Annotated in this window: 8 protein-coding genes; 5 read left to right on the top strand and 3 right to left on the bottom strand. The window is 56.4% G+C overall.

The genetic code is table 11. The annotated features are described in order from the left end of the window. Positions 1–286: 286 nt before the first annotated feature. Positions 287–3,058, top strand: coding sequence for a bifunctional aconitate hydratase 2/2-methylisocitrate dehydratase (locus HY36_RS15240; RefSeq protein WP_035554652.1), 2,772 nt, complete (start codon positions 287–289; stop codon positions 3,056–3,058). Positions 3,059–3,118: 60 nt separating this feature from the next. On the opposite strand, the gene HY36_RS15235 is transcribed toward HY36_RS15240, so the two are convergent. Both HY36_RS15235 and HY36_RS15230 read right to left on the bottom strand, forming a co-directional pair. Continuing rightward, the gene (locus HY36_RS15235; RefSeq protein WP_035554650.1) at positions 3,119–4,651 is read right to left on the bottom strand and encodes an alkaline phosphatase D family protein; all 1,533 of its coding nucleotides are present in this window, start codon (positions 4,649–4,651) and stop codon (positions 3,119–3,121) included. A gap of 127 nt (positions 4,652–4,778) precedes the next feature. Continuing rightward, on the bottom strand, positions 4,779–7,400 hold the full coding sequence (locus HY36_RS15230; RefSeq protein WP_241764225.1) for a TonB-dependent receptor plug domain-containing protein: 2,622 nt from the start codon (positions 7,398–7,400) through the stop codon (positions 4,779–4,781). Between the two features lie 259 nt (positions 7,401–7,659). Between HY36_RS15230 and HY36_RS15225 the strand changes: the two genes are divergently transcribed. Beyond that, a complete protein-coding gene (locus HY36_RS15225) occupies positions 7,660–8,436 on the top strand; it encodes an HAD-IIA family hydrolase (RefSeq protein ID WP_051602861.1) in 777 nt (258 codons plus the stop codon). Here the strand turns inward: HY36_RS15225 and HY36_RS15220 are convergent. Then, positions 8,433–9,335, bottom strand: a complete 903-nt coding sequence (locus tag HY36_RS15220; protein ID WP_035554841.1) for a MurR/RpiR family transcriptional regulator — start codon at positions 9,333–9,335, stop codon at positions 8,433–8,435. The two genes, HY36_RS15225 and HY36_RS15220, sit on opposite strands and share 4 nt — an antisense overlap. 163 nt (positions 9,336–9,498) lie before the next feature. Here HY36_RS15220 and HY36_RS15215 point away from each other — a divergent pair, with 163 nt between their 5' ends. The 3 genes from HY36_RS15215 to phnE are packed head-to-tail and all read left to right on the top strand — an operon-like array spanning position 9,499 to position 12,249. Continuing rightward, positions 9,499–10,434: a phosphate/phosphite/phosphonate ABC transporter substrate-binding protein gene (locus HY36_RS15215; protein WP_035554646.1), complete on the top strand. Its 936-nt coding sequence runs from the start codon at positions 9,499–9,501 to the stop codon at positions 10,432–10,434. Between the two features lie 27 nt (positions 10,435–10,461). After that, entirely contained in the window at positions 10,462–11,235 is a 774-nt protein-coding gene (locus tag HY36_RS15210) for a phosphonate ABC transporter ATP-binding protein (protein WP_035554644.1), read from the top strand. 9 nt (positions 11,236–11,244) lie between these two features. After that, positions 11,245–12,249: a phosphonate ABC transporter, permease protein PhnE gene (gene phnE / locus HY36_RS15205; protein WP_035554840.1), complete on the top strand. Its 1,005-nt coding sequence runs from the start codon at positions 11,245–11,247 to the stop codon at positions 12,247–12,249. Positions 12,250–12,594: the final 345 nt, after the last annotated feature.

The following is a 12,594-nucleotide window of genomic DNA, read 5'->3' as shown; positions in this document are numbered from 1 at the left end:
GTCTCTCGCCATACTCAAAGGCCGTCAATTTCCACCAATCCCTGATTGTTCGGAGACGAACGAATAGCGCGCGGCGCTTGGATCAAGGGATTCATTCAAAAACGGCGCCAGAAGTACAGCCGTTTGAGAACGCCTCTCAAACGAGAGCCGACGCTCAGCAGGAAATGTCTTGCAAGGGAAAACTGACTAAAATAATACATCTTCACAAAAGCGAAGAACCGGCCGGCTATGATACTGCTTGAGCCAGTATTCTAGCTGAAATCAATAACATAGCGCCGGGAAAAATATGAATATCTACACAACTTACCTTGATGAAATCGAAACCCGGAAAATTCAGGGTCTGCATCCAAAACCTATCGAAGACGCCGAGCTCGTAGATGCACTTGTTGCTCAGATCCTTGATCCCGCTCACGAACATCGCGCCGACTCCTTGAACTTCTTCATCTACAACGTGCTCCCCGGCACAACCAGCGCGGCGGGCGCCAAATCCCGGTTCCTGAAAGAAATCATCCTTGGGACCCATAAGGTTGAAGAGATTTCACCAGAATTCGCCTTCGAATTGCTCTCGCACATGAAGGGCGGCCCCTCAATTGAGGTGCTTATTGATCTGGCGCTGGGCGACGATCAGGCGATCGCACGCGCGGCAGCGGACGTCCTCAAATCCCAGGTCTTCCTGTACGAAGCAGACACAGACCGCCTTGAAGCCGCCCACAAGAGTGGCAACGCCCTGGCGACCGAAATTCTTGAAAGCTATGCCAAGGCTGAGTTTTTCACGAACCTTCCTGACATCGAAGAAGAAATCAAAGTCGTCACCTTCATCGTCGCCGTAGGCGATGTCTCGACTGACCTGCTCTCGCCGGGCGCGGATGCCCACTCCCGTTCTGACCGCGAACTGCATGGCCAGTGCATGTTCGAGCACAACAAGGAACAGCAAGCCGCCCTCAAAGAGCTTCAGGCTCAGCACCCCGACAAGCGCGTCATGTTGGTCGCCGAAAAAGGCACGATGGGCGTTGGTTCGTCCCGCATGTCCGGCGTCAACAATGTGGCGCTCTGGACAGGCAAGCAAGCCAGCCCCTACGTTCCATTCATCAATATCGCTCCAGTTGTTGGCGGCACGAACGGTATTTCCCCGATTTTCTACACGACTGTTGGCGTGACCGGCGGCATCGGTGTGGACCTGCAGAACTGGGCCAAGAAGCTGAACCACAATGGTGGCCCGGTTCTCGATGAAGATGGCGAACCTGTTCTGGAACAGCTCTATTCCGTCGACAATGGCACAGTCCTGACGATCAACACGAAAACCAAGAAACTCTACAATGAAGACGGCAGCAAAGAGCTCGTCGACATTTCGAACGCTCTGACTCCACAGAAAGTGGAGTTCATGAAAGCGGGCGGCTCTTATGCCGTGGTTTTCGGGAAGAAGCTTCAAACGACTGCCGCTGAAATCCTCGGCGTTGAAGCCCCGGCCGTCTATGCGGAATCCAAAGAGATCCATCACGAGGGGCAAGGCCTCACCGCCGTCGAAAAGATCTTCAACCGGAACGCGGTCGGTGTCGCGCCCGGTAAGGTTCTTCACGCGGGGTCAGACGTTCGCGTCAAGGTGAACATCGTCGGCTCACAGGATACGACAGGCCTGATGACGGCCCAGGAACTAGAAATGATGGCCGCGACGGTGATTTCACCAAGCGTAGATGGCGCATATCAGTCCGGCTGTCACACAGCATCCGTATGGGATCAGAAAGCTCGTCAGAACATCCCGAAACTGATGAGCTTCATGAACAAGTTCGGCCTCATCACCGCGCGTGATCCCAAGGGCGTCTACCCCGCCATGACGGACGTGATCCACAAGGTTCTGAACGATATCACGGTTGATGATCGTGCGGTCATCATCGGCGGCGATTCCCACACCCGCATGTCCAAGGGCGTTGCCTTCGGCGCTGACTCCGGAACGGTCGCACTCGCGCTCGCGACGGGTGAAGCGACTATGCCTATCCCGCAATCGGTCAAGGTGACGTTCAAGGGCACGCTGAAGGACCATATGGATTTCCGTGACGTGGTGCATGCCACGCAGGCGCAGATGCTCGACCACTTCAATGGCGAGAACGTGTTCCAGGGGCGCATCATCGAGGTGCATATCGGCACCCTACTGTCCGATCAGGCATTCACGTTTACTGACTGGACTGCCGAAATGAAGGCCAAGGCGTCGATCTGTATTTCCGAGCCGGACACGCTTGTGGAATCTTTGGAGATCGCGAAGCACCGTATCCAGATCATGATCGACAAGGGCATGGACAATGACAAGAAGGTCCTTCAGGGCCTGATCGATCTGGCCGAAGCCAGGATTGCCGGGATCAAGTCCGGCGAAACCCCACCACTGGTTCCAGACGAAAATGCGAAATACTTCGCTGAGTTCGTTGTAGACCTCGACGCCATCAACGAGCCAATGATTGCGGACCCGGACGTCAACAATGAGGACGTGTCCAAGCGCTACACTCACGACACCATTCGTCCGGTCTCATACTATGGTGGAAACCGCAAAGTGGATCTTGGATTCGTCGGCTCCTGCATGGTGCACAAGGGTGACATGAAGATCCTCGCCCAGATGCTGCGCAATATCGAAAAGCAGAACGGCTCGGTTGAGTTCAACGCGCCGCTCGTTGTTGCTCCGCCAACCTACAACATCGTCGATGAGCTCAAGGAAGAAGGCGACTGGGAGGTTCTGGAGCGGTATTCCGGCTTCGTGTTCGACGACGCCAATCCGAAAGACACCGCGCGCAAGAAATATGAGAACATTCTCTATCTCGAGCGCCCTGGGTGTAACCTCTGCATGGGCAACCAGGAAAAGGCCGAGCCGGGCGACACCGTCATGGCCACGTCCACACGCCTGTTCCAGGGACGTGTTGTGCGCGACTCCGACGAGAAGAAGGGCGAGTCCCTGCTGGCTTCAACGCCCGTCGTTGTCCTTTCATCCATTCTCGGCCGTACGCCGACTATCGACGAGTACATCGCGGCCGTAGATGGCATCAACCTGACATCGTACGCGCCTCCGGTGCACTAAGACAAAGTGAGGGGGCCGAGTTCAAACTCTGCCCCCTCTTGTTTCACCTACCGGGGGTGATCACATATCGCTGGTGCGGATGTCGATATCCGTCGAAACCGGAGAGTCGGCACGCCCGGAATCTTCCACTACCCGGAACTCGCCGCGGCAATTGTCCTTCGTGAAGGTCGCGCGCAGATAGCCTCGCTGCTTCCCATTCAGGTGCGCCACGTGCGGATTGGCGTCGCGCATGATTTCCATATCACGGGCCCACGGGCAGTAGGACGAGATCGGCCCTCCGACCAGTTCGTGGCCAATGCGTTTTGAGGTCGTATCGAACGGATCCTCGTGAATGGTGGACGCCATGGCCGTGTGCCAATCCCCGGTCAGGAACACAGGGTTGGACACATCATTGGCCAGAACCGAGTTCAACCGCTCCCGGGCTGCCGGGTATCCGTCCCAGGAATCGAGATTGGTCACGGCTCCCTCGGGTGGCGCATTGTAGCGATAGGACGTGTACCAGATCTGCGTCGCAATCACATTGAATGGCGCATCGGACCGCTTCAGCTCTTGTGTCAGCCACGCCTCCTGAGTCTTGCCCAGCATGGTCCGGGACGGATCGAGCGCGTCCGCGCAATAGGGCTTGCGCCCGTCGCCACACGGCTGGTCTGACCGGAATTGCCGCGTGTCCAGCAAGTGAACCTGCGCCGGCCCGAACACGTACTTGCCATACATCTGCAAGGCCGGTTCCATGTTGCGCAGGATTGGCGGCTGCTCAATCGGCATGTGCTCATAATACGCCTTGAACGCCATGTACTTCCGGACCTGGAACTCCAGTGGCGTCTGCTTTTCCGGGTCCTGCGGAATCTGTGCCGCCCAGTTATTGTCGACCTCATGATCGTCCATCGCGACGATCCATGGCGCACAGGCATGGGCCGCCTGGAGATGCGGGTCTGACCGATAGAGCGCATAACGATTGCGATAATCCCACAGCGACGTGATCTCGTTGCCATCATGCTGGCGGACAATCTCGAACAGACGGCGCTCGCCACCGCCGACATCGCGCATCTTCGCGCCAAGCGGACTGACGCCGCCTTCATAGATATAGTCACCCGTATGAATCACACAGTCGGGCAACCAGTCCGCCATATCGCGATAGGCCGCATAGCGACCCGTTTCATAGTGCTGGCAATAGGCCAGCGCGATCTTGGCGGACGCATCGTCAGGGCTTGAGGTGCGTGTACGGCCGACCGGGCTTTCCTCGTCGCCATAATAGAACTGATAGAAGTATTCCCGACCCGGCTTCAGGCCTTCAATGCGCACATGCACCGAATGCCCCTTGGCATCAGATGTCTCTGCCACACCATCCTGCAACGTGTTTCGCATGGCTTCATCTGAGCACACACGATAGCGCACTTGCGCGGAGCCAACCGGCATACCGCCCCCCTGCAGGGGCTCCGGGGCCAGGCGCGTCCAGAGGATGACGCTGTTGGGGCGCGGCGAACCGGATGCCACCCCCAATGTGAAATGAGGCTTGCCGCCTTGCGCGACCGCCATCTTGGGCAACCAGAGCGCAGCGCCAGACGACGCCAGAAACAGTCTACGGGAAAACATGGCACTTCCTTTCATCTGAGTTCGAAAAGGGGTGGTCACCGGCAGGGGACTATTTCGCCGGTGACCAGAACCATTCGATCGGGGCTGGACATGGACCCCGCCCTCGCGGGGTCCGGCCATCGAATGGTTAGAACGAATACTCGTACTGGATCCAGAAGGAACGCGGCTTACCATTCCATCCGTACTGGCGGTAATAAGCGCTGTCGTTCGGTCCGATTTCCCCACGCACGACCGCGCGATCACGGCTATAGCCAGATCCGCCTGAAGCACGTTCGAAGTAATCTTCACCCAGAAGGTTCACGCCGCGGATCAGGAAGCGGTGCTGCTTCTCATCACCCATGAAGTACTGAACCGATCCGTTGAGGACAAAGTAATCACCGAAGTTCAGGTCTTCCACAACACGGTTGCCATCCTCGTCCACCATGCGGGCAAGGCTGGTTCCGGCATAAGCCCATTCCGGCCCCTGCCAGCGTGGGTTGAGTGACAAGATCCAGCGGTCGGTTGGTGTGTAGGAGACCAGACCAGACAATGTCCACTCCGGACGCTCGGACGACTGACGGAACTCAGCGCTCCCTGCCCGCCCCGGCACGACAAAGCCAAGATCGGTGGTTGTGCCGTCAAGGCGTGCCGAAACGCCGTAGACCGGGTTCGGCTCGAGCGATTCCATGTCTGTGAAGCTGAAATCTGCCTGCCACTTGTCGAAGTCGAAGGCGACATCCAGGGTGATGCCCTCAATGTCCTGTTGGCGGATCGTATTCACTGCAACCGTTTCACCCGGATCGCTCAGGCCCGCGGCTGCGGTTCCGCAGAACTCATCGGGCGCAACAATGTTGTTGCGGTTCCGCTCAATGGTCGCCGTATCGTTGATCAGATTGTTGAACAGCGGATTGGCGACATCATTGGCATACTCAAAACATACCGCGCCGACGGCCCGGCTGGAGAACAGATTCTTGATCTCCGTTTCGAAGTAACCGATCTCGACATTGTACGTGCCGCCAAAGATTTCGCCGTCGATACCTGCACCGATGTTGAATGCGTTGACTTCCTGCGGCTGCAGGCCCGGGTTGATGTTGGACCCGGCACCAAACGCCCCGATCTCGTCAATCTTGGGAAGGCTGTAGGATGTACCGCCCGACCCGCGAGCATAAATGCCACGGCCGAAATCCTGACGCAGACCAACTTTCCAGACGGCCTGATCATCGAAATTGTCGTTGAAGTCCTGACGGGCCGCGAATGAGCCGCTGAAGCCGTCCAGTACCGGCATGGAGACACGCAGGTCGCCGTAGATGCCTGTGCTGGTCAGCGTCACATCACGAACACCGAAGGAGTCGTCGGAATTATCCGTGTAGCTGGTGTTCTGGATACCGGCAACGATTTCAAGGTACTCGTTCACAGTATAGGTCGCGCGGGCATTGATGCCGTAATCGACATAACCGGATTCACGCTGGTCCGTGGTACCGAAACCCTTTGTCAGGCCGCCATCGCCGAAGCCAGCCGTGGACTGGATGACATATCCCATCGGCGCGCCAATCGGGAACGGGTTCTCATGGGTGCCATAGGGCTGACCGTAGAATGGGCTGTCCGGGTCCTGATTGATGTAGAATGAGCTACCGCCATTCCAGTTATCATCCGATGCGCCACCTGCACTGCCGACAGGATTGGTGACACACCCGGCGGAGAGGCCAGGAATACCGGCAGCGAAGCTTTCAAACGCAGATGCTGTCGAGAAGCCTGAGATCCCTTGATCAGCGGCAAGCGTCTGAATGTCGGCCGGCAAGTCTTGCAGGCGCGGGATCTGACAGATTTGCGCGTCAATCTCGTTATTCTTCAGCTGGGGGTCCTGATAGTGGGCCTCAACATTCAGCTTCAGCTTGTCACTGAAGCGATGCTTGAACTCACCTGTATAGATCGGGAACTCAGTGAAGTTCGGCTGGAACACAGTGCTTTGCGGGAAGGAGTCCCGGAAATCGATCGTGGTGTAGGATGCGCCCAGCAGCAACTCGGTCTCTGGGGCGATGTCCCAGAGGTATTTGATGCCGAGGCTGTTGAAGCTGTAAGGGAATTCGTGGCGGCCGCCGAGTGCCAGCACATTGTCGCTATAGGCGGACTCATCGAATAGTTCGTGCGCGTCGGTTTCGTAGGAACGCCCGTAAACCAGAACGGAGTGCTTGCCATCCTTGTCCAACGGGAAGGACATATTGCCGTAATACTCGCGCGTCTTGAACGAACCGGCATAGACACCAAACTCGCCCTTCAGTGTGCCATCCGGACGCTTCGTCTTCACGCTGACGACACCAAGACCACCATTTGATCCGAAGTACAGGCTGTTGCCGCCACGATAAACTTCAACACTTTCGATCATGCGCGGATCGATTGCCGTGGCTGGCCAAAGGTCTTCCAGTGGCGAAGAGCGATCAAAGAAAGGCGCGCCATCCACGAGGAGAAGCGTGTCGCGATCAGTACCGCCATCGATACGGATGGTAAATTCGCCTTCATCCGGCGAATAACCGATATTCGCTCCACGGATCAGGCCCGATGCAAGTTCACCGAAATTGGTGAAGCCGCCGGTCTCGATTTCGTCGGAGCTGATCAGCTGAACCTGCGTTCCGAACTCGGCAAAATCGACGGCAATATCGGATACGGAGGCATCAACGGCCTGACCTTCAACGCGGATGGTTTCAAGGCGGCGGGAGTTCTCCCCCGTCTCAGATTCTTGCGCCAGTGCAGCGGGAATCGCTGCCGTCGCCATCAGGGCACTCAACCCCACTCTCAAACTTCTGCTTGTCTCAATTCTCATCGCTGGTCTCTCTCATCTAACCCCAGGGACCGCCACCATCGGCGGGTTGTGGCCGGGCGCTGGTGGGCGCTCTCTGCCACGAGGCTGCTCTAGAGCCGCAACGCGACACTTACATGAAGATTAAGAAAACATTGTATGAATGATATTTACATCGTGATGGTTTTGTAATTGAGGAAAACTCATCACGAACATGCCGTCACCGGAGTTGACTATGGCCTACGAGAATGCTGCCTCGCGCCTGCAGGAAATAATCAATATCAGCAAGACCACCGCCGGGTATCTCGTCGACTGGGACGGCTGCTGCGCCCTTGGCAACACGCTCACCCCGGAAGCAGCAGCCTTCCTCCGCGCTCATCAGGATCGCGTCGCCATCGTGTCCAACAACTCAACCTGCACGCAGGAAGACTTCCAGGAGATCCTGGAGCGCGACGAAATACGACTCCCGCGCGACAAAATACGACTTGCCGGCATCGAGGCGCTACATCGCGCGACACAATTCGACAAAGGCGACACTATGGTCCTCGGGGATCCACACATGCGCGGAGTCGCCAGGAAGCTCGGATTGGGCCTCACACAGGAAGACGCCAATGTCGTGGTCCTGTTGAGAGATCGGCGCTTTACCTACCGCCGGCTGGAGCGCGCGGTGAACGCGCTCGCGAAGGGCGCCCACCTCATCGTCGCCAATCCGGACCTGACTCACCCGGCTCAGGATGGCGGCCTGAAACCCGAAACCGGCTCGCTCCTCGCGGCCATTCGCGCCTGTGTGGAACTGGACGCGACAAAAATCGACATCGTTGGCAAGCCCTCGCCGCTCATGTTTCACGAAGGTTGCCGCACGCTCGGCCTGCCACCAGAGAAGGTCACCATGCTGGGGGACAATCCCGCGACCGACATCGCTGGCGCGAGGGCCCTTGGCATGCAGGCGATCCTCACCTCCGCCCGGTCACCGGATGTGTTCGAGGCATTGATGGGCGTCGATGCGCGCTAGAACCGCTTCAGCGACAACACGTCGAAGGTCTTGCGCAATGTGTCGGTCGCACGGTCATAATCAGCCAGTGCCAGCGCTGCGATCAGGGCATCCAGCACGCACAATTGCGCGATGCGGCTGGTCATGGCCTCGGTGCGGAACTTGGTTTCCCGCGCCATCGTGAACAGCTTCACATCTGCATATGCCTGCAATGGTGAACTTGAGAAATTCGTCACAATGATCGTCTTCGCCCCCGCATCCTTCGCCAGGCGTGTCGCCGCCAAAGTTTCATGCGTCGACCCCGAATGGGAGATGGTCAAAACGGCCACATCGGGACCGGTGCGGGATGCGCTGATCGCCTGAACATGACTGTCCACCACGACGCGCGCGTCCAGGCCGATGCGCAACATGCGATACTGGGCATCCTCGGCAATCGGTGCGGAAGACCCTATTCCATAGATTTCGACCCGTTTTGCAGATCGTATGATGTCGACCGCCGCCGAAACCGCATCCGCATCAAGGATCGACATCGTATCCTTCAACGCCTGCACGCCCGCATGAAACATCTTGCGGCAAACCGTGCCCGTATCATCGCCCGGCTGCAGGTCCTCATGAATGAACTGAACCGGCTGCACAACTTCCTGCGCCAGGCTCAGTTTCAACTGCTGAAACCCGGACAAATCCAGCTGACGACAGAAATTGATTACACTCCCATCACTCGCCCCCGTCGCCTCAGCAAGTTCGGTGACAGACATTCCGACCACTTTTCTAGGATTTTCCAATACATAGTCAGCAATGGACCGCGTACTCGGACCCAGGGACGGATGCCTGACCCGGATACGAGTCATCACATTGTCCACTATCGCGACATCGGAACGCTTCTTAGGGGCCGATTTACGTTTTGTTTTGCTCTGCGCCATGCGCATTCCTCGAGATCGTTAGCGTTTGAGTTGAATACTACTCAAATTTTATCAAAGATATATGAATTTCGTAACACCAATGTCATGTCGGACTGCTACTCAATCCCACATCAACTTCGCGCGGTCTGAACGCGCCTCACCAAGCGAGAATTGGGTTATCGAGATGCGTAGTCTACCCGCAATCTTCACGCTCCTCTGTATTGTCTTCATACTGCCCGTCACAGCGCAAGCTGACCAAATTGGAAGTCACAAAAAGCCAATCCGAGTCATGCTGATCCCTGCCGATGGCGGGACCGAGGATGGGACAAAGGCAGATTTTCAGCCATTGTTCGACGCCATCACGCAGTCAAGCGGTTTGCAATTTCAAGTCAGCACGGGGCAAAGTTATGCCGCCGTAATTGAAGGAATGTGCGCTGGACTGACAGACATCGCCTGGTTTGGCCCCGCCTCCTACATCGAAGCGCGGGACCGCGGCTGCGCCGAGTTGCTCGCGGTCGAAGAGAGAAACGGTTCTTCGACCTATTTCGCGGGACTGTTCGTTTCAGCAGACTCAGATTTCGAACAAACAGCAGACCTCAAGGAACACTCCATCGCGCTCGGGTCCAGCCACTCGGCCAGCAGTTTTTCCTACCCGCTCGCCATGCTTCGCAAGGTCAATGTTGATCCGCTCAGAGACTTGTCGAGCATTCGAATTACCGGAAGTCATACCAACAGCCTGCTAGCGCTAAAAAACGGACACGTAGACGCCGCAGGTGCTTCCTTCATTTCATTCGAGCGCGCGGTAAACCAGGGTGGCCTGGACGCGCGCAGCTTCAAGATACTTGCAAAGTCCGCACCCATTCCAAATCCGCCGATCGCAATGCACACTCAACTTCCCAGCGATATCAAAATGAAACTCAGGCAGGCGATTGGCAATGTCCACACGAACAAAGATATCAATCCGGAAGCCATTCGCGGATATGGCGGCAAACGCGTGGACCGATATAACGTAGAGACGGGAGAAGCACTGTTCGATAGCGTCGTCGACGCCACGTCGTTTCTGAACGACGATTACATGGCGGCACTATTGCGCAAGGCCGATTCCGCAAAACGCGGCTAAGCGCCTGTCTCCAAACCTGGAATTCAAATGACAGAACAAGTCACCCCGGCGCTCGCCCTCTCAGGTGTATTCAAATCGTACGAGACTGGCACCAATGTTCTCTCCAATTTCAATCTCGCCATCCAACCAGGATCGTTCTGCGTCCTGTTAGGGGCCTCGGGATCGGGAAAGTCTACGCTGCTAAAGTGTATTGCTGGCCTGACACCGCTGGATGCCGGAGATATTCGGCTGCACGGCACACCACTTTCACGAAAGCGCTTGCAAGACATGGGAATGGTGCACCAGGATTTTGGGCTGTCAGACCGTTTGACCGCTGCGCAAAATGTCATGTCGGGCACCGCCCCTTCGGTCAGTTGGTGGCGCGTCGCGCTTCAACTCTACTCTCGCACAACACAACAAAAAGCATGCGCTTTGTTGGAGCGCGTGGGACTTACCGAAGCGCATGCCAATCGTACCACGGACAAGCTATCTGGCGGTCAGAAGCAAAGAGTAGGTATCGCGCGTGCGCTCATCTCAGATCCACGTCTTATCTTGGCCGACGAACCGGTTGCGAGCCTTGACCCCAGATCCTCTGCCGAAGTCATGAGCTTGCTGAAGAATGCAGCAAATGAACGCGGCGCGTCCGTACTCTGCTCCCTGCACCAGATTGATCTCGCGCGAGCATATGCGGACCGCATCATTGGCCTCAAGCATGGACACATTGTTTTCGATGGACCGCCGGACGCGCTCACACACGATACGATCCGTTCGATTTTCAACATCGAAGCCAGCGCACCTGAACGACAGCTGGAGATCGCCTAGATGTCGATAATGACCACAAGGACTTCCGTACCAGATTGGCGTCTCAGGCAACCTTTCGGATGGAAATCGGTTGTCGGCCTGCTCGCCATACTTTTTGTGGCCTGCCTTTCGGCAGAACGGGTTCAATTGGACCGTATGGCTATCGAGATAGGCAGTTTCTCGCTGGAGCTGGCAGGTCTTTCTGAAGGATCACAGATTGGTCGCGGCGTGGAAAGTGTGACGCGCGATATGTTTCCGATCGCCATATCGGAAAAAAGACCACTCGATCTGGTCGAAGATTTTGACGCGAACGCTCTCCCGTTTTGGGCCCGCATAGAGACAGAGTACGTAGAGACAACAACCCTTGATCCGGATACTCTTCAGATGGGCATCATCACTGAAGAGCAACGTTTTCTTGTCCAACCAATTGGATACCTCGTCTTTGTTCTGGGCAAAATGCTGGAAACAATCGAGATTGCCATATGGGCAAGCCTGATCGCCATTATATTTAGCCTTCCGCTCGCCTGGCTTGGATCATCGAACTACTCTCCCCACCCTCTCGTCTATGCATGCGCAAGAGGTTTTGTCTCGTTCCTTCGTTCGATACCTGAACTCATCAGTGCACTGTTTCTTGTACTCGCGTTTGGCTTCGGCCCAATCGCCGGAATTCTGGCGCTAACCTTCCACAGTATTGGGTTCCTTGGAAAGTTCTACGCCGAGGACGTCGAGGCAGCGAATGTGAGCCCTCAGAACGCCATGAAGGCCGCCGGAGCGGGAACGTTCACAATTCTGAGAATCGCAGTGCTGCCTCAAGTGTTGCCGAGCTATATCGGCCTGTCTCTCTACATACTCGACCGAAACATACGGATGGCTACAGTTATCGGCCTGGTGGGCGCGGGAGGGATCGGTCAAGAGCTCAAGGGCCGGTTCGATATGTTCCAATACGACCGAGTCGGAACGATTCTTCTTGTGATCTTTCTGACTGTCGTCGCGCTTGACATCATCTCGGCGCGCTTCCGAAAACGCTTGGTCTAACTCCACGCCCGCCTCCTCGCCTGACCTCGTTGAATAGGGCCTGGCACTTCACAAACAATGGGAACAATTCGCATACTCTGTGTGATTTCATCGATCGAATGGCCCAATCGCGCAATTGCCGCCTTCCCCTTCGGCAGTCAGACGATGCTTACAAACTCTCAGCAGATTCTACCGGCTTGTATTCAGAAGGATCCGTCACAAATTCCGCGTGACCATAACTGGCGAGCTGTCGTCTGAGTGCTGTCAGACAAACTCGAACCAGTCTCCGTTTTTCACGGACGAGCAGGTCTCAGGCAGCGAGAAGCTCGCGCCATTCGAGAAGAGCGGCGTCGCGTAGCGATTTGA

It is taken from the genome of Hyphomonas atlantica corrig. (assembly GCF_000682715.1).
GTDB classification, from domain to species: Bacteria; Pseudomonadota; Alphaproteobacteria; order Caulobacterales; family Hyphomonadaceae; genus Hyphomonas; species Hyphomonas atlantica.
The sequence above is the reverse complement of the archived record's forward strand: the minus strand, read 5'-3'. Positions and strand labels throughout refer to the sequence as shown.